This window comes from Cupriavidus sp. 05N39 (genome assembly GCF_056397325.1).
On record NZ_JBFTNE010000005.1, the window covers coordinates 115910 to 142715 of the forward strand.

The following is a 26806-nucleotide window of genomic DNA, read 5'->3' on the forward strand; positions in this document are numbered from 1 at the left end:
TTGAGGGCGGGCTTGTGTCCAGTCTAGGTGATTTCGTCCTGAACAAGCGCCCGCTACGCCAGCGATAACAACACGCATTGTTTCCTCCCGCAGTTGGTGGTGGCTCCGCGCAGTCTTTGTGGAGCCACCACCTTGCCCTCGAACTTGAGCCAGGCGCCGCGTGGGGCACAATCCGTGCGCAGGTGGAGTCCCTCAGCAGTCTTCTCGGGCGCCGCAACCTCAATGAGTGCTGCCATGAAACCGGCGCAAGAGTCGGCCCAATAGCGGAAGTGGCCGATGAGCGGGCATACCGTCTCTGTCCACCGAGCGCCCGGTATGTGGCAACGAGCCGTCATCCGAGCCGAATGCGTGATCGTCTCGTCATCGACCGGAGAACGGTCCTCCAGCAATCATCGGTGCCCAAATATCGTCCGATGCTCTCCAGCTGGTTTGAGCCAGCGCGTAGATTCCGCTTGCGACGCCGGATGCGGGAAGCCCTGGTTCGCCGAAGACCATGGCTGCCGCACCGGGAACACGCTCTGGATCTGAGACTTTGGCGACACCCCGTACAGGAAAAGGAGCGGATGCGGATTGGATTCGTTCGATGGATAATGGGCAGAGGTGGGCTTGTCGCTCCGGATACGCGCTGCCGGATGAGCGGACACGACCCCACTGTCTAGGAGTCGCCTGCCGCTGCCACTACCATGAAGGAATCTCTTTACCCTGGCCGTTATGGGCATTTGCTCGATGATGGGCGCATGCAATGCGACCTGTGTCCGCGTAACTGTCGCCTGCATAGGGATCAGCGCGGTGCTTGTTTCGTGCGCAGGCGTGTCGGTGATCAGATGGTCCTTACGGCCTATGGCCGCTCATCGGGCTTCTGCATCGATCCGATCGAGAAAAAGCCGCTCAACCATTTCTATCCCGGCACCAGCGTCCTGTCGTTCGGCACGACCGGCTGCAACCTGGCGTGCAAGTTCTGTCAGAACTGGGACGTCAGCAAGTCGCGCGAGATGGAGACTCTTGCCGCTGTGGCAAGGCCCGAATCGATCGCGGACGCGGCAGTGGCCCATGGCTGCAAGAGCGTGGCATTCACCTACAACGATCCGGTAATCTTCGCCGAATACGCGATGGACGTGGCCGACGCTTGCCATAAGCGCGGCATCAAGACAGTGGCGGTGACCGCCGGCTACATGGGCGCGGAAGCACGGCGCGACTTCTACGCCAAGATGGATGCGGCGAACGTCGATCTGAAGGGCTTCACCGACGCGTTTTATTTCACGCTCACTGGCGCTCGTTTGCAGCCGGTATTGGAGACGCTCCAGTATCTGAGACACGATACTGATGTCTGGCTCGAGATCACGACACTGCTCATCCCTGGCAGGAACGATAGCGACGTCGAGATTCGCGCCGAGGCGCAATGGATCGCGAAGGAGCTTGGCAGCGACGTGCCGCTGCACTTCACGGCATTCCATCCGGACTACAAGATGATCGATGTGCCGCCGACGCCGTTCTTGACGCTTTCCCGCGCCCGCAAGATCGCGATTGCGCAAGGCTTGCAGTATGTCTACACCGGCAACGTCCATGATCCCGACGGCGCGACGACCTACTGCCCGGCGTGTCGTGCGCCGCTTATCGTGCGCGACTGGCACAACATTGAGAGCTACCGTCTCACTCAGCCAGGCAACTGTCCCGAATGCTCCGTGACGATTGCCGGGCGATTTGGACACTTCAACCGCCAATTCGGGCGGCGGCGAATTCCAGTTCGCATCGGCACTTAGCCCCTCAGGCAGCACCCGAAGTCCCACCGCCGCGCAAAGTATGGAGCCGGACACGCGCCGCTTGGCGATCAACGAGCGGGCATCCGGACTCTGGCTGCGGAAGGTCCGGTGAGCACCCACGAACGGCCATCCGAGCCGAGGGCGGTGATCGTCTCTTCATCGTTTCGGACGGTCATGCCTCGGCTCAGCTCGCAATCGACTGGCTGATGGGGCAGAGAAGGCGCAATAGCTTTCATGGCCGACGGTGCGGTTTGCCACCGCCCGTCCGTAACCTGCCGCTTGCTCACGTTGTTTGCGTCGCTCGCGTCTTGGCCGAAGCAGCAGGTCGGCGGCGTATGCCATCTCACAAGACAGCTTATCCATTCGAACGCTGCAGCCGCATAGATAGCGAAAAACGGTCGGCGGGATGCACCGTGACCGAGACCTCAAACACGTGACCGCTTGCATCGAAGTAGCGGCGCACGATCTTGAGTGCCGCCTGTCCCGGCGTCAGCCCAAGGGCGTGTGAGATGTCGGTGTCGCCGGCATTGAAGGCACACACATCCTGGCGTATCTCGGCAATGCAGCGGCCGTAGCGCGCCTCGATCAGGGAACTGATCAGGATACCAGGCGACGCGCGTACGATTTCGCCGATCTCCGCATAGGTTGGATCGATATACACATCAGTCCAGCCGATTGGCGGCGTGTTGGCATCGCCGTCCCTGCGCAAGCTTGAGATGCGTAGCCAGTGCGCGCCGCTGGCACAGCCCAGTTCCTTGGCTTGCGCACCGCTCACCGTCACTTCCTCGATTGCCTGCACCACACGCAGATGCGCGGCGCCGAATTGCACCAGATCCTCCACGGATGCCAGCGAGGGACGAAACGCTTTCGTCGGTGCGGATGCCTCCACCCGAGTCCCCACATTCTTGCGCCTCGACACCAGGCCGAGTTCCTGTAGCTCGGCCAGCGCTGCCCTCACTGTGTGACGGCTGGTGCCGTAGTGCCGCACATGCTGCGACTCATTTTTGCCTCAGCGAGCTGGGCAGCAGAACCGAACGCGGCCGTGGGGCATTGCTGACGGCTAACGCAGTTCGACCCCATGAACGGCAAACACGCTTTGGCCAGATCGCGATACCCACGGTAACAATGGACATGGGACTTCCCCTCCTGTGGTCGTGATGGCATTTTGACAAGGCCATCATGGCACCTCGATGCCGACTTGCGGCTTCCGCCGCAGCCCCGGGATGGGGAGGTCCCGTCCATTCGATCACCCCCGGTCGAGTTACGATCGGTCCGCGTGATCGATGGTGACGCGCGTACGCCCGCGCAACGCCAGCATGCCCCTGCTCCCTTACACACCATGCCGTAGAGCTCGCTGGCGTTGGGCGTGACACCATAGCGGAAGAACAGCAGCGTTCAGGATGGCTCGACGAGGGAAGCGCTGGGAGATGCCACGTGCTGCTATTTCGAGTGCAGGATGACGGTTCCCTCGGAAATCGTCGGCGCGCTTGTGCCCGTGCCGGCTGCGTTCCCGGCGATCCAGTCCTTCGCCTTCTTGACGCTCTCATCCACGCCCGCCTTGTCATTGCAGGTCGTGACAGAAAAGCCGCCATCGGCGGTCCGCGCAAGCGTGTAGCTGACAAAACCCTGGACCGAACGCATCAGGGATTCGATTTCCGGTGTCCGCTTTTCCAGCAGATCGAACAGCTCCCTGGCGCCGCTTCCGGAATAGGCTCTGATAACAGTGTGCATGATCCGTCCCTCCATTGAATGGCCCCGGATTTCGCGCAGTCGCGCAGAGAAAGGTGTGATTGCACCAGTCTAGTTGCGATGCGGGAAAAGTCCACGATGACCCCGATTCGGATCCGCCAGTGACCCCCGGTTGGCGGTATCGCTCATGGCCGGCTTTACCAGTTGGCTGAGCGTGTGTTCGTCGTCCACCACGGCTACCTCGGGGCAAGTGTCGTCTCCATATGCTCTCTCGTTTTCCGTGTTTCTGGCATTGCAACAAGCGCCTCGCCACTTTCCCGCCGTCAAACCCAGTAGGTACTGCGAGCATCGCCGGGTGGCCGGCCTCGGGCAGACTATTTGCCAGGACCTCTCTTTAGCAAGCCATAGGCTTCGCCCCCCCCAGGCGGCCGACGCCAAAGGAAACCCCCGCTGGCTTGCCCATGATCGGCTTGCGGAGAATGGTTAGGTGAGCAGACGACGGTGAGCAAAAGCGGCGCGATCATGACGGACTGTTTCCTCCACCAAGGCGGACACAGAGCGCGCTCTCGATCATCACGCGCGTCCAATCAGTTGAGCGCTCCCACCTGCGGCGCAGCCCAGAGCCCGGCGGCGGCTACCTTGACTGCGGTGTGCGCCGCGGTGCGGCAGGCATGGTCCAACACAACATGCACCCCTCCTCTCGGCCAGAGACATCTCCCCGGCCTCGCCGAAGGCCATTTTGAACACAATCCCCGGTAATTTTCGGCCCATGGGCCTCATCTACCGCAGCCTCGTTCGCACGACCGACCGGTTCGTCTTTGCCAGCCACCAGCACGGGCGGTAATGCTCCTTGGCAGGCAAGTCCAGAGCATTATTTTACAATCGTGAAATAATCGACATGCCGGACTGGCGTGTGGAACGCCGCCCCAGGGAGCAACGCATAATCTTTACGAGTCGCCCGCAGTCAAAGCCAGACGTCAAACCCGGCAACACGACCCTTGAATGGGACACCCTTTCGCACTAAGTTGGAAACATCCGCCCCTGCGAAGTCAGGCCGGAATGTGCAATCGGAGACAATAATGACAACCCCGATTTCTGTCGTGAAAGCAGCCTATGAGGCGTATGGCCGTGGCGACGTCAATGCCATCCTCGATCTGGTGGCCGACCAGGTCGACTGGAAGATGGTAGGGCCACCGCAGATTCCCTACACCGGGCAACGTACCAACAAAGCCGAAGTCGCCAGCTTCTTCGCACAGCTCGCACAGGCGGACGACACAGAAATTTTCGAGCCGCGGGAGTTTATCGAGTCAGGCGAGCATGTGGTTGTACTCGGCTTCTTACGTGGGACCGCGCGTCCCGAAGGCAAGTTGGTTGAAACCGAATGGCTGCACATCTTTACGGTCGTCGACGGCAAGATTCGACGCTGGAAGGGCTTTGCCGATACGGCGATCCGCTTTCTATAAGGTAAGACCGGCAATTTTCCACCCATCGGATTCCAACGTGAGATCGCATTCGGCTTTGCCATTTGCCCTATGGCGCTATTCTGCCGGCGCGCCTACAACAGAAGGACCATCCCATAGGACCAACCATGCCACCGCGCGCGCCGGCGCCGAAGCTGGCCGACCTCTCCCCCATGTAGCTATCGGAGCGGAAAACCGTTCCGCGCGGCGACGGCTGCCATTTCGAGATCGAGTAATACGTACCCCACGTTGCCTTTCTCCCTGCGCTGCCGTCCCGTGGTGGTGGCCATTGCGTTTGACGACGAGGGGCGTTGCGATTGTGAGGACGCGATGAGTGCCGTCATTCTTGAATCCGTGCTGACCTGCCCGCACTGCGGCTTTGCCAAGCAGGAAACCATGCCCACGGACGCCTGTCAGTTCAGTCGCAGTGCTGGAAAGCTTGATTATGCCTTGCCGCCGTGCCACGACTTCGTGCTTTGAAGGGACTGGTAAGYGCCCAGCAGCCCAGTCCGGGACCAGCCGCGGCCGCGCAGGCGTCGGTACCGGCGGGCGGTCTTTATTCCTCTTCCAGAAGCGCCGCCCGGCCGGCCGGCGCATTGCGCTCGGCCCGGTAAGCCTGCCGCCTGAACCTCGGCGGCTCTGACCGGTCCCACACCCTCCTGCCCCGCCTGTGCTATGTCCGACACCTTGATCCATCGTTCCGGCGGAAGGTCTACCTGAGGGTTGGCCGCAATCTGGCGCGGTCTCCGCGCAGTGCCCCCTCCGCCCTATGGCTGGCGCCGGTCTTACCCGCCTTCGCCTTCAGCGAGGGGGCGGCAAGCCCCAATCAATCGCCAATCCGCTGTCCGATGCACCGTTCGAACACCGCTTCCAGCGGGCGATAGTCGCACACGACCGCCGCGACATTGGCGTCGATCCACTCGGACGCTTCGACGGCCCACCAACTGATTTCGAAGCCGACATTGACGATGATGTGCTCGAACAGGATGCGCTGGGCGCGCCCGTTCCCTTCCCGGAAGGGGTGGATCATGTTGAGGTCACCGAAATGCTCAGCCATGGCGCAGACCAGTTGAGGGCGTTCCCAATCCTCGAACCATGCTTGCTGCGCCATGGCACGGAAGATCTTGTCGGCCTCCGGCTCGATGCGGCTGACGTTGCAGAAGCGTGTGCTTCCCTTCGAGATGTCGATGGTGCGAAGATCGCCCGCCCAGTCGTAGACATCGAGAAACAGCGTGTGGTGGATATGCTTCAGGTAGGCCAGATCGTAGGGGGGAAGCGAAAAATCGATCTGGCTGGCGGCAATCTCGGAGAGATCACGCTCGGCTTGCGCAAGCAGCGCATCGTCCTGGATGTCCAGCCGGTTACGCAGCATGTGCGTCTCCGGGTAGCAGTACGATCCTGGCCGGTGCCGTACTTGTCCAAGGTCAAGCTGGTTTGCGATAGGTCTGCAGGACGGCTTCACGCGAGGGCAGCTTGCGCTTTGACTCAGCTGGCGTGACGTCATAGCCCTCAAGACGCAGGCTTGCCGCATAGTTGGAACGGCGCGTCTTGGCGCAGTAGGCTAGCTTGGCTTGCAGGTCGGGTTTCTTCACGGGAAACAGCTCGTTTGCAATTTGCAGATGACGGGTTCCACTATAGCGGACCGCATACGAACGCGTACCAATCCTCACCCACTGGGTAGTGGCGCATTCCGCGCCGCTCGCTAACCGTTCGATTTCAGATCGGAACTCCCCCTTCACGGCGCGCCCTGTGACTCCCGCGATGGGCACCCGGAAATGTTCCACGGTCTGCCCGGCGTGGATCGCCCGCTGCAGCCAGTCCGGCATGGCGCCGCAGCCGTCCCAGCCCTGCATGCGGATCCAAGGCAATTGCTTCGGCGCGCTCGATTTCAATCGACATGGCGTAGGTGAATAGATTTGGGACGGCGCCGGGTCCCACGTGGTGCCGTCTGACGGCAGCGTTGGATTTCGGGGTTGTTCTAGGTGATGGCTGCAGTGGGAATCCGCGCCGGCGGGAGGACGTGGCCGCCCTCATTGCTTAAATTTTAGTCAAACCCGCTGATGCCGTCGGCACTCGGCCCCGCGCGGCTTGTCCACAGGCTTGTCCCTGCGTGCGGTGGATAAATTCCATCCGACACCTCCCGTCCCCCTCAGGCCGGCCCGGGCTTGAACTTGGTGCGTGTCGTCGGCGCCCGGCGCCTGGCGGTCGCCAAGTGGCGCGTCGCATTGGCTTCCGCTTGCGCGCGCTCGGCCTGCAACTGCGCCCGCTCCTCGGCGCCGGCCACAGCGGCGTCTTGCGCCCTCGCCTGCACCGCCGCCAGCTCAGCGCGCAGGTCCGCGAGCGCCTGCTCGCCCTTCTGACGCAGCGTGCGCTCCTGGTCGATCTCGCGCAGCGCGCGGCGTTCGGTGGCACTGGTCCGCTCCTGCGCGACGGCCACCTGCTCGCGGGTGTGCTCCAGCTCCGTCGAAAATTGGGTACGCAACTCTCCCAATTGCCGCTCCAGTGCCTCGATCTGCCGCTGCCCCGCCTCCAGACGTGCCCGCGCGGCGGCGTGGGCCTGGCGCTCGGCGTCCAGTTCCCCCTGCAGCGCCGCGCGTGCGCTCTGCTCCGCGTCGAGCCCGGCCTGCGTGGCGGCGGTTTCCTGCTCGGCCACCACCACCGCGGCCCGCGCCTGGTCGCGCTGCGCCTCCGCCTCGCTCGCCTGCAGCCGCGCTTCGGCCCGCAAGGCGGCCAGCTCGCCGGTGGCCGCCTCGTTGGCGGCCTGCCAGATCGATTGCACAGCATTGGCGACGATCGCCTTGAGGAGGGTCGGCCGGGATTCGCAGATATGTGAAGCGTCACAATGGCGAATATCTTAAGCTTCAGATATTTGCGAATTCCGGCCATCCCTCTTATCCGCCTCCGTCGTCCACGTGGCGGCGGGGGTTTTTCCATCTTGCGCCTGCCGAGAGCTCAGCCCACAGCGGTCTCTAGCGCCGCTTCGTATTGCCCCAGGCAAGCCATGCCATTCATCCGTGAGCGCTGCAGTAGCGTCCGTTGCGCTAGCGGCCTCGCCGTGCCAGGCCAGCAGGGGCGGCTCCTGCAAGGCGCGCCCGTAGGAGAAGGCCAGCCGCCAAGGCAGCGGGGCGAGCCGGTTCATGGCATCGAAATTGGCGGTGGCCTCAGTGGGCGTTTGGCCGCCGGACAGGAAGAAGACGCCCGGCACCGCCGCCTGCACCGTGCGCTTGAGCACCTGCACAGTCTCCGCGGCAACCTCAGCCGGTGCGGCGTGCCTGGTCTCCTTGCCGGGGAGCACCATGCTGGGCTTCAGCAGCATGTGTTCGAGCACCACCGCATGCCGGTGCAAGGCGTGAAAGACTTCGTGCAGCACGTCTCGGTGACCTCGGCGCAACGCGCCATGCAGTGCGCGCCATCCATCGGCACCTCGGGTTCGACGATGGGCACCACGCCCGTCTCCACGCTCCCGGCGACGAGATCACCGAGGGCCTCGACGGGCTGGCCAAGCGCCTTGCCGGTTATCGCCAGCAGGGCGCACGCTTTGCCAAGTGGCGCGCGGTGTACAACGTGTCCGACAAACTGCCTGGCTGGCGCGCCATCCAGGCCAATGCGGAGGCGCTGGCATGCTATGCAGCGATCTGCGGGCGCCGCACGTGGCACCGGCCCTCGAATAGGCGAGGCACGGAACAAATCTTCATTGCTGCTCTACAAACGCCCGCCGATCCAGGCGGCGAGAAGGTTGCGGATACACCGTGACGACTTCAAACGAGGAGGCGACAAAGATGGGCGCAGAAGTGGTGACTCCGGGGGACGCTGCGTGAGATCTGACACCAGAATCAATTGCGCACGGGTACGATGCTGAACCGGGAGACCCCCCTGGGTTGCAGCCATCTCGGCCGCCAGTCCCGCCGGCGATAGCGCGCGCGCCTTGTCCGGTGCGACCAGGCAGGGGACCATGCGGTTCAATGAACTGAAGCGGAAGATCGGCGGCATCTCGCAGCGAATGCTGACGCTGACTTTGCGGGGATTGGAACGAGACAGACTGGTTACGCGAACCGTATACGCCACGATTCCGCCGCGCGTTGATTACGCGCTGACCTCTCTCGGGCATTCGCTAAGGACCCCTGTGGAAGCCCTTGGCCTATGGGCCATCGCGCATCTCCCGGCCATTGAACAGGCGAGGCAGGCGTTCGACCTCAGTTGCAAGAGGAACTCTGAGTTTGAGCAGCCTTATTGACATCCTCCCCCTCACGTCCTGACYGTGGTAGGCGCGAGGCACTATTTTCTAACCCACTGCCCGTCAGAAGTTTTCACGTAAGCCCCCGGCGCCGCTTTATCTATGGCTTTCTGCCCAGCCAGGACGGCTACTTGATCCAGAGTGGCGCCATTCTTCTTAGCAATCGCCTCGTAGGCGGCGCGACGTTGGGCATTGATATCGGCGGCAAGCTTTACGGCGTCCGGGGTTGGGTTGACCACCCCTAGAAAACCATTGGGTTGTTCGCCGACCAGCCCTTGTGACTTGGCGCTGTCCAAGTCAAGCGCCAGAGCCAATGTACTGCAGGCCAGTAAGAGCACCGCTATCAGTCGTGCCGTGGTTTTCATTAACCGCTCCTAAAACAATTTGCTGTCTTCGGTAAGTTTATCAACATCCTTTTCCACCTTGAGGCGGATCTCGTGATCGATCTTCACATTGAGATTGATGGTGATTGGATCTTTGGGTGCCTCCAATGCGATCCGTGGAGTACAGGCTGCCAGTGGCAGTAAAGCCCCGAGCCAAAAGATTTTCATGATGAGTCCTTCGCACAATGTCAGCGTGAGCCTTCCGCCGGTTTTCGCTCCAATGCCCGTCGGGATAGTTCATCAGCAATACGCAAGCTGCGTAATAGTTCCAGCACATTTTCCTGGTGCGTGTAGTTTAGTACTATCGGCTGGTTATCTTGCAGTGGGTTCTGGCCCTTGATGGTCACGGCAGCATCCAGCCAGCCATCCGGTTTCATATTCACGCGCGCCTGAAAATCATGGATTGCCACGTTACTCAGCGTATCCAGCGCAAACTGGGCCGCACGGTTGGACTGGCCCATGGCGGTGACGCCCGCGGATGGCGAAACCTTAAGCGATAGCAGGCCTTCATTGCGCATGATCCCTCCTTGCAAGGCCAGAGAATCCTTCATCAACTGCAGTGGCAAAACCCCGCCCACGCGGCCCACGAGCTGAACTGTCGGGTTCGGGTCGTTCTGCAGGGCGGCTACCTCCGCGAGGTCGATGCGGCTCACGGTCACGGGCTGAAACTGCGGGGAGGGCCATTGCAGGGCAGGGGCGCGCAAGTTGCCGCCCAGTACTTCGGCGTAAACGTCCGTCAGGCTCCAGGTGGCCAGGTCCGATTGCATCGTCATGTGCACGTTGCGTACCGGGGTGCCCACATCTAACTCGGCCAGCATGATCGGCCCAATGCTGGCGAGAGTCAGCCCGTCTTGCCGCCATTCGACATGCACGGTCCCATCGCCGCCTGCCGCCAGAATGCCTCCCCAGTCCAACGCGAGCCCGGACGCGGTAATATCCCCTCGCAACTGCCAGTGATCCTGCCACTCCCAGCGGCCTTGGCCTTTGAGTTGCCCATTCTGGAAGGTGACGCCAAAGCTGCGGCTCATGCCAGTGGACAGGGGGGTCGTTATCTGCACCGTGCCTTGCGCACCTGTTTTCCTTCCATAACTAGTCAGCAATGCGGTCAGAGCCAACTCCGACTGCCAGGCGGGCACGCGCAGCTTGGCGTTGCCCTGCCGGCCTTCGACAGCCAACTGTCCGTCGATGCCCGGCAATGCACCGCGCGTTGTCACCGCTCCACCGGCCTTGATCTGCAAGTCACCGAATATCCCCTGTGGGCTAAGGCGTAATGGGGTCGTAGCGATAATCGTTATTGGCTTGATCAGCGTGGTTCCGATCAGCCCCTCACTTATCGTGGCGCGGCTGCCAGCGCCTAGAAACCACTGGTCGCCTTTGCCATACCAAGGCGCAACCAGCGTCAGGGTTCCGCCCTTCATATATAACGGAGGCCGAGAGCTGCACTCGACCGAGCCTTTCCAGTTTCCCAGTGTATAGCTGGCGTTGAGCACTCCCGCGATGGGTTGGTTGCCATAGTGACCATTGAACTTCGCCTGTGTCGCCCAGCGCGGCGCGTGAAAGTCGGCTACTGGCAAATGCAGCGCCAGCAGGAGGCTTGGCCCCTTGACAGTCAGGCTGGCCGGCTCGCCCGTGAGGCCTGCGGCATCGATACGCCCCTGCCAAGACCCAGTCAGGTCATGGCCGGCCGCTTTGCCGGCCAGCTCAAGCCGCCCTTGCCAGCCCCACTGGACTTGCTGCCAGGACAATAAGCTGTCGACGGTTCTAACGCTGAAGTCTCGATATCGAAGGTCGGCAGAGACGGTACTCTTGCCGACTAGTGCCAGCGGCAGAACCACCGGACGAGGCCAGCTCAGGCGCAGTTCGTCTGGGAGCCGTATCGCCGCAGGCAACACCGCCAGTTCCTGCTGATTCCAGCGTAGCGGCACCGTACCGGCCAGCTTGGGTCCGTCCAGCGTCAACATGCCCTGGCCGCGTGCCACGCCGCCGCCCTCCGTATTCAGGTTTAGCTGCACTGTACCTTGCGGGCCTGTCGCCCGCAGGTCCAGGCTCAAGGCATTCACCCCGTCCAAGTTCCCGCTGGCCTGGAGCCCTTGCCGAGCGTCCAGGCTCCAGCCGCCCCCGATCGCAACCGGTGCCCCCAGCACCGCGTTCAACTGCCATTGCTTGGCAGCGAGGCTGGCCTCAATGGTCGTATCTGTCCGTTCCGACTGCCCCCTATAACCCAATTGTTGCCCCTGCGCCTGCAAAGTGCCGTCCAGCCGATTGGCCTGCCACAATCCATTGCTCATGAAGGTCAGCCCGCCCAGGAGCTCGGGGGCAATGTCAGCCGCCTGAACTTGCCCTTGCGCGGTCCAACGCCCGGAAATGCGGTCATAGGCAGCGGCCGCTATGCTGCGCCGATACGATGCCTGTACTTGCCAGCGCTGCTCGCGCTGGCGAATGACCACCGCTAGGGGCGGCAAGCCGGGAATGGAGAAGGCGTCGATTGAGAGATCGAAGGGCGGCATCCAGGGGGGTGGAATCAGCTCTTCCGCACCTGCTGTTTCGCATTTGGGCAGGCTCATGCTGGTCATGGTGATCGTCACCGGGCGCCAGCCGGTGACCCGCAATCGTTCGCCAAGTGCGCTGACACAGCCATTTTTCAGTCTTTGCCACTGCGCCAGTTCCAGTCCGCCCTGCCAGTTGAGGCCCTGGGCACGCATACCGTATGCATAAGCTATGATCACCATCGCTAGTAGTATCCCTAGTGGCAGCAGGGCTAGCAGAATCAGCCAACGATAGTAGCGACGCACAAACGCAAGACGAGAGCTCATCCTCATTTACCGGTCATCCTACCTATGGTTCGCAAGGGGGGGCGGCCTCCAGTCGCAAGTATGCCGCATCCCGCTCGTCATCCGATTTTGGCCGGGCGCCTGCTCCCATGCCGCTCCGCACTGACGACCCACCCTCAATCGTTCACGAGTGTTTGCGCGCCCGCTTGGATATCTTGAGCGCCCAGATTCGCATCTCCAGCTCATCGGCCTGAGCGAACCCGCACTGGGAGGAGAGAACCTTGGCATAGCCAGGAGAGTCGAGCCAGCGATTTCCCGCAGTCCATCATCCTGGCGGTCGCGCGCCTCCTCAAATGCGTACCAGATCGACACTGCGGCCGCCACGAGCCCGATGACGAAGTGCCGGCCTCTAGGTATGCACAAGTAGCTCACCAGTGTTCCTGCTTGGCGAGGCCTCGTGGATTGGGGCCTTCCTGCAAACTTAGCAGGCAATGGTATGAAAATCCAAGCGCCGCGTGCAGCACCAACGCCACCACGACACTACTGTCCTTGCCACCGCTGTAGGCAATGACCACCGGATGCGCAGCTTGCAACAGGCGAAGGATCGCACCTAAAGCACGGTCTATCTTCCGCTCATTGGATCGAACGCGCCCTGTGGAAACAGCTAAATGGTCTGACACATGGTAGAGACCCCTCGTAGGAAAGAAAATGGCGCTCCCGAGGGAGCGCCGAAGGTTAAGAATGGCCGGGGGCTGGGGTCAGCCGAGTGCGGCCGAGACGATGGAACTGCCAATGGCATAGACGACGGGTCACCGCATCGGCTCCTTGCTTCCCGGCTGCGTGTGATGGTCACAAGCGGCCAGCACGCGCAGGACGAGGTAGAGCAGGAAAAGAGATTTCACGAGTTTCATGGGATGCCCTGTACGGGGGACAGGGCAGCCCCGATGGGGCGTGCCCCATCGGGTTAAAGACAAAAACTAGGCAGCGAGCGCCACCAGGTCAATCACTGCGTCGGCCTCATCAACCGACTCAGGCGTGTGGGAAATGAAGAATTCCCGCTCATAGCCGCCCTGACGGAGCACCTCGCGCTTCATTTGCATGAAGGCGCGTTTGCGCTCCGGGTCGAGCGGGCCGTCGGCCTCATCTGTGAACAGCGTCTGGAAGGGCTGACCCGAGTCCTGCGCCCGGTAGAGCGCAATACCACGGGTCAAACACTCATTGATCCAGATCTTTTGCCCGCCAGACAGCAAAGCGAAGTTCTTCACGCTGTCCCGGTCGGCGTCATTCACCTCGATCTCGAAGCCCTCACGCTTCTCGCCATTGGCCAGCGTCGTCTGCGTCTGAGTCGCGATGGTGAATCGCGCTCCATAGCAGGCGAGCAACAGGTCGTTGACGATCCGCGTGAGCGCCGGACCGGCGTCGTCGATGGACAGCGCGATCACGCCGTCGTTGCCGAGCGCCTTCGCCAGCAGCTTCCACTGCGCGATTTCGTCGGAGAGCCGATCGGCCTTGCCCTGTACCGCAGGCTGGCCGGACAGCACCAACTCCAAGCGTTCGCGCTCGGTCGCAAGACCGGTTTGCTGGCGAATCAATGCCTCGATCCGGGCATCCAGCGCAACCACTGCCTCGCGGCTCTGTCGCAGACGGGTGTCCAAGGCGGCGATGAGGCCGGTGACGTCCTCAGTTGCCAGCCCGGACAACTCGCGCTGCACCACCGACAACTGCGACTCGGCTTCGGCAACGTCCCGGTCATACCGGGCCGTGCTGGTGGCTTCCTCGTCAGGCAGAGCGGTCGCGTCGCGTTGTGCCTGCGCCAACCCTTCCTGCGCCACATCCAACATCGGCTTCTTGGCCGCGAGGGCGGTCAACCGTTGCAACTCCTGCTGATCGCGTGCCAGTGCCGTCTGCAAGGCCGCCAGGGCGGCGCGTTGGGCTGGCAACTCACCCAGGGCTTCCGCCATCGGCTTCATCGACTGCTGCTTCGCCTGGTAGCTGGCCCGCAGATCCTTCACGAGGATGACCTGCTCGGCCAGCTTGCCCTTGGCGTCACGCGCCTGCGCGAGCAACGGGCACGTGCTGTGCATGGGATCGGCCCGGCATGGCACCGTCTCAATGACATCGGCCTGGCCCTTCAACGAGGTGGCGAACTGGGCGGCGGACCTTCCGCGCGCTTCTAGTCCCTGCAACTCGGTCGCGAGCGCGGCATGCTGCGCCTGCTGTGCGTCCAAGCTGCTGACCGCCTGCTGTAGCGTGGCAAACTCGCCCTGCTTCTGGCCGATGATCATTTGCAAGGCGTCGCGCTGCTCGGCGGCCGCGAGGATGGCCGGCCCTTCGGCCAACATCAGCTTGCGGCCGGCGATCAGCTGCTCCAACTCCCGGCGCCTCGTGGCGGCGCGGGTGGCCGCAACACGCTGGTCAGCATCCAACTGCCGCCGGCGCGCTCCCAGCTCGGTTTCCCGTTGCCTGAGTTCGCGCAGACGCGCTTCGGTAGCCGCGCYTGCGCTTTGCTTGGCCGCCAGTGTCGCGCGCTCCTGCAGGAGCTTCGCGCCATCGGCAGTCTTCGCATCGCGGTCGCTACGCGCCCCGGTCAGCCGTGGGAGTGATTCGTGCCGAGGAAACGGTAATACCAGATGATGGCAGCACCGAAGCTGACGAGCGCAGGCTGTTCTACGTAGCACTCACACGCGCCAAGGACTGGCTTTATGTAAGCACTGCAAAGAAGAACCCAACTTCACGATTTGTGATCGAGGCCGACTTGGCCTAGCAAGGGCATGGGATACTAGGCATACCGGCGGTTGATTTGGAGCCGCCACAACCGTTCGGAGCCCGTTTGGATAATTCAAGGATGGGCGACTTTGCGTTACAGCACCGCCCATTGCGATATAGACCATGGCCTCGGACACATCAGGACGCCGCTCGTAGTCCCTGACAAGGCGACGCCAGCGAATCATCCAACCGAAGATACGTTCCACCACCCACCGCGAAGCCTACCTGATACTCGTGACGGCGCACCACCTGTACGACGAAATCGAGCGTCGCAGCCTTAGCTATCAAAGTGCGACGATCGTACGCACCATCTACAAACAGATGCTTCAGTCCCGGCCAGCGCTTCTTTAGCGCCTCCAGAACCGCCAATGCCCCGGTACTATCGGCGATGTCCGCAGTCAGGTTCACCATCAGAAACCGGCCATTCGTATCCACGGCAATATGCCGCTTGCGCCCGACGATCTTCTTTCCCGCGTCATAGCAGCGCTCTTTTGCCGCCGGCGCTTTCACCGATCGGCTAGCGTGCCTGTATCTGCTGGGGTCGCGCCAGGGACTCTTGACGCGGCTATCACTTCTGCCCGAGAGCCTGCCACCTTTGGCCCTTTGACATGCCGCAGACCGAAGGCGCGCCATACCAATTGATTGAAACGGCAGACTCCGCGAAAACTTGGATTACAAACAGGCATGCGGTGTTAAACCTGTCCGCTCAAGATGTACGAAAGGATGTCGTCCGATGACGGCTCTCCCCAAGTGCGAGCAGCAAGCCAGCGAAAGAAGCTGGACTGCGCAAGTTTGGTGGGCTTCTTTGAAGTGACAAGCCGTAGATCCGCGGCGGCGCATTGCTCGTTGTACTCGGTGATCAGCGAGGCCTGTTCCTCGGCCGACAGTTCCAGGAAATACCGCTGTGCGTCGGGAAGACGCGCAGCAATATACTGATCCTTCGCTTCGGCGGGAGTTCTGGCACTTGCTGTCTTGGAGGCCCGTGCCTCACCACGCTTTTCCTCGCCTATCTCAGCGCCCTTGCCCCAATCCTCAGTCAGCGATTTGCGGAAGTAGGCGGCCACGTTATCCACGGCAGGAGAGTTCTTCTTTGCGACCCGAGCGCGCGTGTACGCGACCGCTTGCTTGACTCGGTCCGCCCCATAGGTGCGAACCATCTTCTTTGCCTCGGTGAGAGGTACTCCAAGCTTTACTACTGCCTGGACCAGGTCAGAGTGCTGCTGCTCCTCCTGGGACGTGGGTTCCTTGCGGTTGATCTTGAACTGCAAATCAGTCACTGACCTGCCGTTCTTGTGTTCGATGAGCTCGATCAGATGATCTGAGACGGTGTTGATCTCTGAGATACACGGATTGAGCACAGCACGCTTGAAGATCTTATATTCCTTGTACTTTGTCTCGCTCTCCTCTCGACCCAGGATCAGATTGCGAAAAACGGGCAATGGAATACGAGCAGTGACCCCTACTCTCTCATAGCGAACTGTGTTCTCCCAGAGAGCTAGCGAGTGAGCACGACGAAACAGCTTTGCGATGCGCATGTCGATCATGGCGAATCGCTCCGGGTTGAGCAGTTCCTCCGAGATCTGAGGCGCAAAGGAATAGGAAAGCTGAGAGCCGGTGATCTTTGCACCGGCCACCAGCGTCGAACCGGTCCAGGTCGCAGTCCCATCGCTGTTCAGTTGGTCCCAGTCCACAACCGTGCGCATCAGGGATTTGGCAGTCTCCTTGATGTAGCCTGTGTCCTTAGTGGTCAAGCCGAGACCAGCCATCATCTCCGGAATCGAGATCTGGAAGATGTTGGGCGCATCGCTCTTCGAAAGCCTATGCTCGATCGCGTTTTTGATAAGAGCGTTGAAGAGGCGCCGCTGCTGAAGAGTGAGAGCCCCTCCGACGGGCGAGAGATGAATTGCCTGGACAGCCTTCTTGAATGGCTCTGGCACTTCGGGTTGCTGGAACAGGGCGATCTGCGCGCCCTTCTGACCCGCGGCTGGTTTCGTCATAGGAAAGGGTTGACGGTGAATTGGTGAAATCTTAGTTGCCATTCGTTCACCTATCAAGGCTTTGTGCTCCGGGGCTGCTCGAATGGGCGGAGCACAAAGAACGAGAGGCTTCCTTGCGTTTGAAATCTGGCACTTACAAGCGGTTTCTCATCCCCTGCCTAAGTTGCTTCATCCCCAAAACACTTCACCTAAGGCCTGAAAGGCACCCAAATTCATTCACCTTTTGGGGAGGCAGGGGCAATCTGCTGGGCTCCCTGGTGCGCGCGGCTCGAAAGGTGAAGGTTTTTGGGTAGCTTTTGAATTTAGCGCGTTCACAAAGCGGCCTTTACTGCACTCACAAGGCAGTTCTCAAGTCCTGATGCTCCTCATCACAAATTTAGTGATGCATACGCAACTATTCTGATGCTGACTTGCTCTCGGTCCCCAAAAACCTTCACCCTCATCTACCCCAAATTCATTCACCAATGATCTATCTTTGTGGGATGAATGAGAGTGACCACTTACAAAGTGCCGCCTCAAAGGCTTTCACCTTCAAAGCCCCCAAATTACTTCACCTATGGCTCGGCCCTTGGGCATTGGTCCAAATGCGAGCATCGCACCGCCTCAAAACCCTTCACCTTAGGGTCACCCTAAATCCTTTCACCCTTCACAACCGCCACCTAGCACCGGCCCCAGATTGGTAACGCCACCCCCCAAATTCGTTCACCCTGGCATATCCCCAATACAGTTCACCCTCGAGCCATTGGAGATGGTGATCCGGTTTCCCCTCAATACACTTCACCAATTCCCCAAATCCACAGCCTTCCCAACCCAATCAGTTTCACCTGTCCCCCAAATCCACAACCCCTTGGCCCCAACAGAGTTCACCCAATCCCTAAGAGATTTCACCTATCTACCCTGCAGCCCTTTACTGGCGCGGTTCTTGAGGCGCTAAAGGTTTACTTAAAGGTTTACAGTGTTTACTAAAGCACTTAAACAAGGTTAGCCAGGATGAGATGTTTTCCTGAAGCTAGCCACTCGCCCAAAGGCCGTTCCAAGGTGCTCATTGAAGCTTCACCCTTCCTATTGGTCAGCAACCTTTGATCTCAGATCGCATGTCAGTATTTCCCTTATACCAAGGACTTTGTCCCTTAAAACTGACCGGTCGTGTCGCTGCTGTGGTTACGGAGGTGACGTAAACTGCTTGCGGTTTACCTAGTTGACAGCTATTCTACGGCCAACCTCCGAATCGAGGAAAACCGTCTACTTTTAGCATTTTGGGTTGTTTCTAGGAAACCTTCAAATCTATGGCAAGAACCAGCCTACTTAAAGCGGAGTTCCCGCGTCCGGACAATACAGGTGACGAGGCGCTTACCATTGATGGGCTGGCCGAAGTCGCTGCCCAGGCGAATGACGTATTCAGTCAAATCCGTGATGCAATGCTAGAGCCCTATCCTAGGAAAATAGCCCCGACGTTTACGAGCACGCAAATCGCTAGCATGTGCGGGATAGACAAGGCGCGTTTTCACTACCTGGCGTCAAAGGGCGGCTTGCCTTCAGGGACATCGCAAGGAAACGGTCGGACCAAAGTCTTCACCCTGGAAGACACCATTACGTGGGCGAAATCGGCGGCTGGCCGCATGTCGCGTCCAGATGGTGCGCGGGGCCGCGTGATCACGGTTGGCAACTTCAAAGGTGGCGTGGCAAAGACCACGACAGCAGTCTGTCTGGCCCAGGCGTTAACTCTGCTCGGACGCAAGGTGCTAATCGTGGATTGCGATCCGCAAGGTACAACCACACAGCTTTGCGGCTGGGCGCCAGACGCGGAAATCGACGAAAGCCAGACGTTACTTCCGCTTATTTACGGCGACCAGTCCACATTGAACTATGCGGTCCAATCGACATACTGGCATAACCTGGACCTCATCCCAGCATCTTCAGCATTGTTTGATGCCGAGTTCGAAATCCCGTCGAAAGTCCTCTCGCAATCTGGTTTCGAGTTTTGGGACATTTTGAGGAAGGGGCTCTTGCCGCTTTCCGAAAAATACGATGTGATCGTGATAGACACTCCCCCTGCCCTTAGCTACATCACTATTAACGCGTTGATCGCCTCGGATGGCATTTTGATGCCTTGCCCGCCCGATGGACTTGACTTCGCCAGCTCTACGCAGTTCTGGCATTTGTTCTCCGATATTGCGAAAAAGCTGCCAGGTCTGCTCGAGTCGAAGCGCTTCGACTTCATCAATATTGTCCTGACCAAGGTCAAGGCGGATGCCGTATCCAAAGTCGTCCGCGAGTGGATGGTTAAGGCTTACGGCTCACGCGTTCTGGATATCGAGATACCCGAGTCATCGGTACCGAAAGGGGCATCGGCACAACTGTCCACAGTTTATGACCTCTCCAAACCGGACGGAAGCGTCGAAGCCTACCAGCGCTTCCGCGAGCCGCTTGATCGGCTAGCGCTGCACGTCGACGATAAGCTCACAAGGGCTTGGAAAATTAAGGAATAAGTAATGGGTATCGGCGATAGATTGCTAGCGAAGACTGCGAACGTCACTGTCAAACCGGGGGCCAGTCCTACACCTGCAGGCGCGGCACCAAAGACTTCACCTGGTCGCATGCTGGCAGTCCAGTCAGCGGTCGCTGCTGCGGAGAAACGGGCAGCCGACCTGGAGTCGAACCTCGGGAAGGCGGTCGACGTGTCTATAACGGAGGTGGTTGAGATACCAGGGCGCCGCCGGAAGCTAACCGCAGAGCAGTACTGTGAACTGAAAGAGAACCTGCGTGTCAACCCACTCGTGCACCCCGTGACCCTGTTTAGGCGACCAGATGGCACTCTTGAGTTGATCGCTGGCCACAATCGGTTCCACATCTTCAAAGAGTTGGGGCGAACGACAATTCCGGCGATCTTCTCCCACCTTGAGGGTACTGAGGAGCACGAGCTAGCAGCTTTCTACTCAAATCTGCTATCCCCTTCACTTCCCGATTTTGAGAAATTCGAGGGTTTTTATCGCCATCAGCAACAGACCGGCCGTAGCCAGCGGGACATCGCCGCTGGTGCTGGGATCAGCGAGGCGCAACTAACTAAGCTGTTCGCCTATGCGCGCCTTCCGGAGGAAGCGCTGCAAGCACTCCGAAATGCCCCGGATCGAGGATGTCTGGGCGCCAATGCCGCTTACGAATTAGCTGCAGTGATTGCGGAACGTCCCGAAAAGACCGACCTCGTTGTCGATGCCATACAGCGTTTGGCTACCGATGCCAAGTTCTCGCAAAAACAGGCTTTGGCTTTTGTGACCGCGGTGGCAAAATCCGCAAGGGAGCCGGGTCAAACTCGCACCATCAAGTTGGGCAAAAAACAGATATGCGTTGTGGGAAGCCGGAACGGCGTGATTGCCATCCGCTTTAAAGACGTGGCGGATGCGGCGAAATGGGAGGCCCGCTTGGTCGATTTCTTGGAGAAGGAGATTTCTCTGTCCAGAGATGCAAACTAACGCCCTTCGCGGCGGAAGAGAGTCCCATAAGATGATGGTGCGATAAGTTTCCCTTCTCGATTGAATACGAAAGGCCTGGATTTTCATCCAGGCCTTTCTCATTTTGCCTCACGATGCTTGCGCCCCGCACACCAAGGCCATTGCTTATCCGTCCCCTCCACTTCACCGACACGGGCGTGTATTAGGTGGCATCATCCGGTGCGCCATATCCGCCGTGACGTTCAGATACCACCGCCTCCTCGCCCCCCCATGAAGCGGGAGACGTCGAAAGACAGTGCCGGGCTGAAGGGACAAATAGAGGCTTGGTCCCAGACGCAACCAGAGTGCCAGCGCTTGGTGACGATTTCAGGGATTGGCATGCTCACGGCATCGGCGCTAGTCACCACTATCGGCGATGCACGCGACTTCCAATCGTGGCAGTAACTGTCGGCCTACCTCAGGCTGGTGCCGCGTCAGCATCGCACGGGGGCAAGGTGCGCCTCGGCGCGATCAGCTAACACGGTGCCGCTATCTACGCATGCTGCTAATCCACGGAGCCAGGGCAGTTCTGTTCCGGGCCAAGGACAAAGGCTTATGTTGTGAACAGCCGGCGTGCCGTCGCACTACCAACGTGACGGTAGTGGCTAGCCAACAAGGCGGCGCGAACTGCATGGGCCGTGCTGGTGGGCAATGAGCCGTTCGGGGCGGCAGGCTTGGTCTGCATTAGGCCGGATAGAAGTCTGCTTGAGCGCGCCCCGGTTTGCTGGGTCACGCGGTGCTCAGGGGGCAATGCTCGTCCATCTGGGCACGGAGGGATAGCGCGCAGGGCGGAGCCATCCTTGACTGGGGTCGATTGCTGTCGCGAATTACCTATGCGATGACATCAAACCTTCGAATACGAACCGATGCCCGATGGCGAGCAGCCGCTCGACATCCGCCGCTTCGCTGGATCGGTGCCGCTTCATGTAGCAAGGCACTGGCCTTGCAGATGATGAGGCGGTCAATGTTGTAAGGGAGGGACCCGCCAAGTTCGCCTGTGAAGTGAAAGGTGCAGTGATGCCGCCAGCAGCAGAAACCAACCGAAGTGGACTCAACGAGCGGCGTCATGCCGGCACTGGGCCGTAGGAGACGTCCTCCCCAATTCCGCGCAAACTGCGGAGGCCGACGGCTGAGGGCGGGGACGATTTCAACGCCGAGTTCTTAGTTGGCAAGGCCGTGGCCGTCCCAAAGCCGACCTTATGCCCAAGCAGAAATTGAGAAGTGGACAGTGCCGGACCCTCATTGTTGTGCTGCGCGCTAACCTGCTCACCTGTGTAGCCTCCGATGGGCCGCAAACGCTTCCTTGAAATGCCTGAGGCGTTGGGGCGATTTCGGCCCATTCAGATTCGTTCATGCAATGCGCTTGCGCGAGTTGGTTGCGCGAGATGCGTAATGCTAGGAAGTAGGGCGCTTGGCCCATTTTGTCGCATCTGGATTGGAGCGTCTGCCGCAGAAATGCGCTGGGGTCGTTGACGGTCAGCTGCCCCCTGCCGTCCCCTAGCCTCGATGATGACGCGCTCGTCGCCGCGATGGATGACGTCGACAGGCTTTCCGCGCGCCTCCACGCTGTTAGCGCGCAAGGTGCTCGAGTTGGACAGCCGTAAAGTTGATGTAGATGGCTTACCAAGACGTTTCTACTAGAAAGTCGTTTATAATCAATCACTTAAATTTATTTCCCGCTTGCTAGACAGTGGGGAGCAAGACGGCATCTATCTTGTTATTTTCTTAAGTCATTGATTTTTAAGTGTTTTCTAGTAGAAATTCATCGAGTGACCCGAATGCCATAGGGGAGGGTAGGCGGACGTCTATCGAAGGTAGGTTCAAGGCGGCGTGTAGCACCAGCGCGTTTTGCTGATCCGCCGTTTTGAGCGGCATGAAGCGCATGTGCGGCTGGCCTGCGGCCTCGTAGATCGCTTCGGCATCCAGCTTGTCGTTCTTCACGTGCTGACCGCCTTTGCGGTACGGCGCTGCGAACTGCGGCGCGATCAGGCGGACTTCATGGTCGAGCGCGTACAGCTTGCGTCACAGTAATGGGCTGCGTTGCACGCTTCCATCGCGACCAGGCAGGGCTGGAGGCTCGCAAACCGATCGAGAAGCGTCCGCCGTGAGAGCGCATTTCTTAATGCGATCCACGCCGTGTATCACGATCAGGTTCTTGGCTAGATCCACGCCTATACGAGCAATCTTGTCCATGGCCGTCCCCTGCTCAGATGGGTTACCCAACACCCACTATCTTGGCTCATCGCTATGCCACGAGATCGGGAAAGTCCTTGCCATCGAAGCGACTGAACAGATCCTCCCGTAGCGCCGTAGATCCTCTCATGAGAAACAAATGGAAACGGCGGGTTTTTAGGGCGTTGGGGTTGGGGCTGTTGGGGTGATTTGGAAGCCCAGCGTGGCAGCGCGGCGCTTGAGGGCGAAATGCACCATGCGGGCGAGCTTGTGGGCGACCGCGGTGTTGGCGCGCGGCTTGTCCATGCGGGCGCAAAGCTGGCGGTAGAAGGCGCCGAGCGCCGAGTGGCTGCGCGACAGGCTCATGGCTGCCATTTTCAGTGCCTGCCGGGCGCGGTTAGCGGAGGGTCGGGTGCCGGAAGATAGCGTCTTGCCGCCACCGATCTTGGTGCCGGGGCACAGCCCCAGCCAGGAACAGAAGTGCTTGACGTTGGTAAAGCGGCTCAAGTCAGGCCCGATCTCCGATAGCACCGAGGTGACGGCCAACCCGTTGATGCGGGTCAGGTCCACGCCGGCCCAGCGCGCGAGCGCGGCACGCGCGTCGAACTGAGGGGCGCCCCTATGCGTTTCGTCAAGCACCCGGGGCAGATTTCGGCTGGTAGAAGGTGCCGTCGCGCAGCATGACGAACAACACGTCGTAGCGTCTTCTGGCAAGAGCGATGAGCGCCTGATTGTGGCGCTTTCCCTGCTGGACCTTGCGAGCGTAATAGCCCCTCGATATCCGATCTCGCAAGGCTGCAAAGGCTGAGAGGAACAGCGCTCTCTTGAGTACCTTGTTGCCCCGCCCGGACGGATGTTCGCCGCAGATAGACGAGCCTGAGCGGCGGGTGACCGGGGCGAGACCGGCGTAGGCGGCAAGATGCGCGGCCGAAGCGAAGGCTTTGTGTGCGACCTCAGTGAGGAGTCTGGCGGCGGTCCTGACGCCGACTCCAGGCATGCTGGTCAGGACCGGCCAAAGAGGGTGTGCATGTACCAGGCGCTCGACTTCGCTGGCGACCTCGTCGCGCTGTTTGCGTAAGGCGGCGAGTTGCTGGGCCAGACGCGGCATGACGGTGGTGGCTGCCTGCGTGCCGGGTGCGACCACAGCGTGATCACCGAGCGCCTGAACGATTTCGCCCGCAAGGCCTTTGCCCATACGCGGGGCGAGTTTGGTCAGGCGGTTGGCGAGCGTCTTCTCGCTGGTCGAGGCAAGCTCGGCGGGCGACGGGTAGCGCTCGAGCAGATCGAGCACGGCCGGATGGTCCAGGCGAGGCCCCAGAACCCGTTCCGATGCGGGATGTATCTGGGTGAGCAGGCCGCGAATGCGGTTAATGGTTTGGGTGATTTGGGCAGCCAGATCGTCGTCGAAACGGTACAGCACGGTGAGTCCAGCGAGTGGCTCGTCAGCGAGTCGAAGCGAGCGCAGCGTATGCGGCATCGATCGCGCGGCCTCGGCGATGATCGCGGCATCGCGGGCATCGGTCTTGGCTTCGCCCGCGTGCAGATCGGCGATGCGGCGCATGGCCGGACCCGGCAGATAGGCGACCAGGACGCCTTCGTCTCGGGCGGCTGCGACCGGCAGCGCGCAAATGGTGGCGGGTTGATCGACGACGAACAGGAGTTGGCCGTGCGCCTTGAGGTCGGTGATGAGGGCGCGCAGCTTGGCCTCATCGTTGGGCAGCGCTTTGTTGTACAGACGCTTTCCGGTCCGATCGAGCGCGACAGCGTCATGATGGCCTTTGCCTACATCAACGCCGACGAAGACATCGACGGAGTCATGTTGTTGGTTTTCTTGCATCGAAGTTTAGGCGGATTGAGCGGGTTGGCCTGCAACAACGGTGGCAAGTCTCGGCGTCCACGTTACGGACGGCCTCAGGATGTTCCGGCCGAGTCCCTAATAGCGATCACCAGTCACCCACCAGGCCCGGTGACAACACCCCCCGGATCATGGACGACTGGGGGCGAGATTCATGCTGGGCCTGGCTGGCCAAAGCCCCAATTATCGGGGCATGAAGATAGTAATGGGGTTCGGATGCATCTCATCGTCTTCCCGTGTGCACATGGCCATGTCCTGCTCCCGGCTGGTTGGTTGAGGGCAGCACCAGCGGAAGCATCAGAATCGACCCGATCTCTCAAACGGGATGCGGCTCGCGCCGCTCACTAATGTCACCGACGATTCTCGGACCATGCTATGTACCGGGCTCGCCACGCGGCGTCCGGTGACGTCGCTTGCGGGCACCAGTGATCTTTCGGTCATCGAGGGGTTGCCGCCTGTGTTATATCGCACCATCGGTCGCTGCAGTGGAGATACTGGAGTTTGATCGAAATCGACTAGCCAGTTCCGCCAAATGGCTTGACAAAGTGCTGCTCATAGATGGAATTCCCACCCTCCCTTTCCGCGCAAAGCGCAGCAGCCAAAAGCTGAGCGACGGAAGGATGTCAATGTGCCATGAATCGAGAGCTGTGCTGGGAGAAGTCCTTCCCCAAATCCGTTCACCTAAATCCACTGTGCCGGGTGCTAAGGCGAAACGAGCCCGAATCATCTTGGACGGCAGTCAGCCTCGTTTCGTCCGGCACAGAAGCACCCTTGCGCCAGTGAAATCCGGGCAAAGGGCCGGGCGCTGAAGTGCGCGGGCGCACAACAGCACAACGGGGGCCTGACCACTGTCGCCGATCTGGATTCCCTAAAAGGCCCACCGGCCCTAAAAGAAGGGGCGGGCCGATATGGTTCCCCAACCGGTGCAGGTATTGATTGCGCGCTGACGGTCTGAAGCCACTTCTAGCGTCATGCAACTCGCAGCTCGTGAGCCTGGGCGGGAATCCAGCTGTAAGTATTTGATTTATATTATGAACTGACACTTACCGCATTTAACAGGCCCAAACTGTCAAGCAGAATGCTATGCCGATAATCAGTACAACGACCCTGCATAGCATTTCATCGGTGTGTTCGCCGGTTGCGACTCGTGCGGCCGCAGCTTAAGCCGAAGATCATAGCCACCGAACGAATGCGCACGATCTTCGGTGCGTCGTGATGAGCACCGCATGTCTTGCGCCAGCACGTGAAGGGGTTCGAAGCGCAGACTGCGACGGTTGTGATCGTAGTATCCGCCGCACCACCGACTGCTTGATCTGCCGTCCGATTGCGCACCCGTGAAGGCACCCAAGCGCTCAGATGGGTTTAGGTGAACGGATTTGGGGTGCCCACCCAGAGTGCCGAGCGGGGCCATTGAGGAAGAAGCCGAGAGGAAATTCCGAGCAGCGGGCCTCGCTATTGAATCGCCCCGGCTGCTGGTGCAAATCGTCAGTTGCTAGCCACGGTAGGGTGGTGGCCTTGCACGGTACGACGTTCGGCGCGATGGCAGAAGCCGGATCGCATGAACTGCTTCGCGATTGCGAGCGGCTGACTCCGCTACCGCTGCGCCGATTGTGGGCGAGCCTTCCGCGGCGCCAACGGTAGCTGGTCCGCAGTGCTACCCGGGTCCTCGATCCGAGCAACCCAATCAGCAAGCTCAACGCGTGGGTCGCGGCGCATCGCCAACGCTCGCGAGGGATGAAGTAGTCAACTGGGATCTCCACCACCCACACTACTTGCGCGGCCGCGTGTGCGTTCATGAACCCGTTCCATTGCGCCACCACCGACTGCTTGATCTGCCGTCCGATTGCGCACCCGTAAAGGCACCTAAGCGCACGGATGGGTTTAGGTGAACGGATTTGGGGTGGCCACCCAGAGTGCTGAGCGGGCCACGGAGGAAAAAGCCGAGAGGAATCTCCGAGCAGCGGGCCCCTCCAAAATGTATCGCCACGGCTGCTGGAGTTGAGGGAAGCCGTTAAAAAGCCYGGGGCGRTYTTTRCCAGGGCCAAGACACACGTCKCTGGCCAATCCATGGAAACTGCCGCYGAGCGAGTTCGTGGAATTCCTGGTTCAAGAGGGCGACGCGCACTTGCACGACACTGTGTGCTCCCGCACGACTCCAACGCATATGTTGGCTTTTACACATCCGACGGCCAACGATTCGATTGATAGATGACTCGACGAAGCCGGTCGCG

Annotated in this window: 17 protein-coding genes and 8 pseudogenes; 8 read left to right on the forward strand and 17 right to left on the reverse strand. The window is 60.3% G+C overall.

Annotation, left to right across the window (positions count from 1 at the left end; translation table 11 throughout):
- Positions 1-683 precede the first annotated feature (683 nt).
- Positions 684-1760, forward strand: a complete 1077-nt coding sequence (amrS, locus tag AC1DN0_RS04405; RefSeq protein WP_441634841.1) for an AmmeMemoRadiSam system radical SAM enzyme — start codon at positions 684-686, stop codon at positions 1758-1760.
- Positions 1761-2115: 355 nt separating this feature from the next.
- On the opposite strand, the gene AC1DN0_RS04410 is transcribed toward amrS, so the two are convergent.
- Together AC1DN0_RS04410 and AC1DN0_RS04415 are read right to left on the reverse strand one after the other, a co-directional pair.
- Positions 2116-2748 (reverse strand): GntR family transcriptional regulator, encoded by a 633-nt coding sequence (locus AC1DN0_RS04410; RefSeq protein WP_441634843.1) that lies wholly within the window; start codon positions 2746-2748, stop codon positions 2116-2118.
- Positions 2749-3200: 452 nt separating this feature from the next.
- Complete coding sequence (locus tag AC1DN0_RS04415; RefSeq protein ID WP_441634870.1) at positions 3201-3491, reverse strand: hypothetical protein; 291 nt, start codon at positions 3489-3491, stop codon at positions 3201-3203.
- A 1037-nt stretch (positions 3492-4528) separates the two neighbouring features.
- Here AC1DN0_RS04415 and AC1DN0_RS04420 point away from each other — a divergent pair.
- Positions 4529-4912 (forward strand): nuclear transport factor 2 family protein, encoded by a 384-nt coding sequence (locus AC1DN0_RS04420; protein WP_441634845.1) that lies wholly within the window; start codon positions 4529-4531, stop codon positions 4910-4912.
- Between the two features lie 273 nt (positions 4913-5185).
- Positions 5186-5389 (forward strand): hypothetical protein, encoded by a 204-nt coding sequence (locus AC1DN0_RS04425; protein WP_441634847.1) that lies wholly within the window; start codon positions 5186-5188, stop codon positions 5387-5389.
- A gap of 346 nt (positions 5390-5735) precedes the next feature.
- Here the strand turns inward: AC1DN0_RS04425 and AC1DN0_RS04430 are convergent, their stop codons facing one another.
- The 5 genes and pseudogenes from AC1DN0_RS04430 to AC1DN0_RS04450 form a co-directional block, all read right to left on the reverse strand.
- Positions 5736-6281, reverse strand: coding sequence for a Fic/DOC family protein (locus tag AC1DN0_RS04430; protein ID WP_441634849.1), 546 nt, complete (start codon positions 6279-6281; stop codon positions 5736-5738).
- A 52-nt stretch (positions 6282-6333) separates the two neighbouring features.
- Positions 6334-6693 (reverse strand): YhfG family protein, encoded by a 360-nt coding sequence (locus AC1DN0_RS04435; RefSeq protein WP_441634872.1) that lies wholly within the window; start codon positions 6691-6693, stop codon positions 6334-6336.
- Positions 6676-6759: pseudogene (locus AC1DN0_RS04440) on the reverse strand (H-NS histone family protein); the annotation flags it as partial. The gene AC1DN0_RS04435 and the pseudogene AC1DN0_RS04440, both read right to left, overlap by 18 nt.
- Positions 6760-7058: 299 nt before the next feature.
- Complete coding sequence (locus tag AC1DN0_RS04445; protein WP_441634851.1) at positions 7059-7688, reverse strand: hypothetical protein; 630 nt, start codon at positions 7686-7688, stop codon at positions 7059-7061.
- Positions 7689-7763: 75 nt separating this feature from the next.
- A pseudogene (locus AC1DN0_RS04450) lies at positions 7764-8326 on the reverse strand (class I fructose-bisphosphate aldolase).
- A gap of 39 nt (positions 8327-8365) precedes the next feature.
- On the opposite strand from AC1DN0_RS04450, the pseudogene AC1DN0_RS04455 reads away from it, so the two are divergent.
- Together AC1DN0_RS04455 and AC1DN0_RS04460 are read left to right on the forward strand one after the other, a co-directional pair.
- Positions 8366-8548 (forward strand): annotated as a pseudogene (locus tag AC1DN0_RS04455) (class I fructose-bisphosphate aldolase); the annotation flags it as partial.
- A 307-nt stretch (positions 8549-8855) separates the two neighbouring features.
- A pseudogene (locus tag AC1DN0_RS04460) lies at positions 8856-9143 on the forward strand (winged helix-turn-helix transcriptional regulator); the annotation flags it as partial.
- Positions 9144-9184: 41 nt separating this feature from the next.
- On the opposite strand, the gene AC1DN0_RS04465 reads toward AC1DN0_RS04460, so the two are convergent.
- The 4 genes from AC1DN0_RS04465 to AC1DN0_RS04480 all read right to left on the reverse strand — a co-directional run bounded on the left by AC1DN0_RS04465 (position 9185) and on the right by AC1DN0_RS04480 (position 14669).
- Positions 9185-9508, reverse strand: a complete 324-nt coding sequence (locus tag AC1DN0_RS04465; protein ID WP_441634853.1) for a YdbL family probable chaperone protein — start codon at positions 9506-9508, stop codon at positions 9185-9187.
- 9 nt (positions 9509-9517) lie between these two features.
- Positions 9518-9694, reverse strand: coding sequence for a YnbE family lipoprotein (locus tag AC1DN0_RS04470; RefSeq protein ID WP_441634855.1), 177 nt, complete (start codon positions 9692-9694; stop codon positions 9518-9520).
- 20 nt (positions 9695-9714) lie between these two features.
- Positions 9715-12345, reverse strand: a complete 2631-nt coding sequence (locus AC1DN0_RS04475; RefSeq protein WP_441634857.1) for an intermembrane phospholipid transport YdbH family protein — start codon at positions 12343-12345, stop codon at positions 9715-9717.
- A 929-nt stretch (positions 12346-13274) separates the two neighbouring features.
- Positions 13275-14669 (reverse strand): SMC family protein, encoded by a 1395-nt coding sequence (locus AC1DN0_RS04480; RefSeq protein WP_441634859.1) that lies wholly within the window; start codon positions 14667-14669, stop codon positions 13275-13277.
- 227 nt (positions 14670-14896) lie between these two features.
- Between AC1DN0_RS04480 and AC1DN0_RS04485 the strand changes: the two are divergent.
- Positions 14897-15061 (forward strand): annotated as a pseudogene (locus tag AC1DN0_RS04485) (3'-5' exonuclease); the annotation flags it as partial.
- Between the two features lie 75 nt (positions 15062-15136).
- On the opposite strand, the pseudogene AC1DN0_RS04490 reads toward AC1DN0_RS04485, so the two are convergent.
- Together AC1DN0_RS04490 and AC1DN0_RS04495 are read right to left on the reverse strand one after the other, a co-directional pair.
- A pseudogene (locus AC1DN0_RS04490) lies at positions 15137-15579 on the reverse strand (transposase); the annotation flags it as partial.
- 176 nt (positions 15580-15755) lie between these two features.
- Positions 15756-17102 carry a replication initiation protein gene (locus AC1DN0_RS04495; protein ID WP_441634860.1) on the reverse strand — a complete coding sequence of 449 codons (1347 nt, stop codon included), beginning with the start codon at positions 17100-17102 and terminating at the stop codon, positions 15756-15758.
- A gap of 1244 nt (positions 17103-18346) precedes the next feature.
- Between AC1DN0_RS04495 and AC1DN0_RS04500 the strand changes: the two genes are divergently transcribed.
- Both AC1DN0_RS04500 and AC1DN0_RS04505 read left to right on the forward strand, forming a co-directional pair.
- Positions 18347-19549: a ParA family protein gene (locus AC1DN0_RS04500; protein ID WP_441634862.1), complete on the forward strand. Its 1203-nt coding sequence runs from the start codon at positions 18347-18349 to the stop codon at positions 19547-19549.
- Between the two features lie 3 nt (positions 19550-19552).
- On the forward strand, positions 19553-20530 hold the full coding sequence (locus AC1DN0_RS04505) for a ParB/RepB/Spo0J family partition protein (protein WP_441634864.1): 978 nt from the start codon (positions 19553-19555) through the stop codon (positions 20528-20530).
- A 1758-nt stretch (positions 20531-22288) separates the two neighbouring features.
- Here the strand turns inward: AC1DN0_RS04505 and AC1DN0_RS04510 are convergent.
- The 4 genes and pseudogenes from AC1DN0_RS04510 to AC1DN0_RS04525 form a co-directional block, all read right to left on the reverse strand.
- Positions 22289-22489 (reverse strand): hypothetical protein, encoded by a 201-nt coding sequence (locus tag AC1DN0_RS04510; RefSeq protein WP_477104575.1) that lies wholly within the window; start codon positions 22487-22489, stop codon positions 22289-22291.
- 408 nt (positions 22490-22897) lie between these two features.
- Positions 22898-23329: pseudogene (locus tag AC1DN0_RS04515) on the reverse strand (transposase); the annotation flags it as partial.
- A 22-nt stretch (positions 23330-23351) separates the two neighbouring features.
- Positions 23352-24557: an IS110 family RNA-guided transposase gene (locus AC1DN0_RS04520; protein ID WP_441637596.1), complete on the reverse strand. Its 1206-nt coding sequence runs from the start codon at positions 24555-24557 to the stop codon at positions 23352-23354.
- A gap of 2029 nt (positions 24558-26586) precedes the next feature.
- A pseudogene (locus tag AC1DN0_RS04525) lies at positions 26587-26806 on the reverse strand (ISKra4-like element ISBusp5 family transposase); the annotation flags it as partial.

Coding starts and splice junctions, on each gene's coding strand:
- amrS (WP_441634841.1), top strand. CDS start 684: ATGAAGGAATCTCTTTACCCTGGCCGTTATGGGCATTTGCTCGATGAT.
- AC1DN0_RS04415 (WP_441634870.1), bottom strand. CDS start 3,491: ATGCACACTGTTATCAGAGCCTATTCCGGAAGCGGCGCCAGGGAGCTG.
- AC1DN0_RS04420 (WP_441634845.1), top strand. CDS start 4,529: ATGACAACCCCGATTTCTGTCGTGAAAGCAGCCTATGAGGCGTATGGC.
- AC1DN0_RS04430 (WP_441634849.1), bottom strand. CDS start 6,281: ATGCTGCGTAACCGGCTGGACATCCAGGACGATGCGCTGCTTGCGCAA.
- AC1DN0_RS04465 (WP_441634853.1), bottom strand. CDS start 9,508: ATGAAAACCACGGCACGACTGATAGCGGTGCTCTTACTGGCCTGCAGT.
- AC1DN0_RS04470 (WP_441634855.1), bottom strand. CDS start 9,694: ATGAAAATCTTTTGGCTCGGGGCTTTACTGCCACTGGCAGCCTGTACT.
- AC1DN0_RS04475 (WP_441634857.1), bottom strand. CDS start 12,345: ATGAGGATGAGCTCTCGTCTTGCGTTTGTGCGTCGCTACTATCGTTGG.
- AC1DN0_RS04495 (WP_441634860.1), bottom strand. CDS start 17,102: ATGGCAACTAAGATTTCACCAATTCACCGTCAACCCTTTCCTATGACG.
- AC1DN0_RS04500 (WP_441634862.1), top strand. CDS start 18,347: ATGGCAAGAACCAGCCTACTTAAAGCGGAGTTCCCGCGTCCGGACAAT.
- AC1DN0_RS04505 (WP_441634864.1), top strand. CDS start 19,553: ATGGGTATCGGCGATAGATTGCTAGCGAAGACTGCGAACGTCACTGTC.
- AC1DN0_RS04520 (WP_441637596.1), bottom strand. CDS start 24,557: ATGCAAGAAAACCAACAACATGACTCCGTCGATGTCTTCGTCGGCGTT.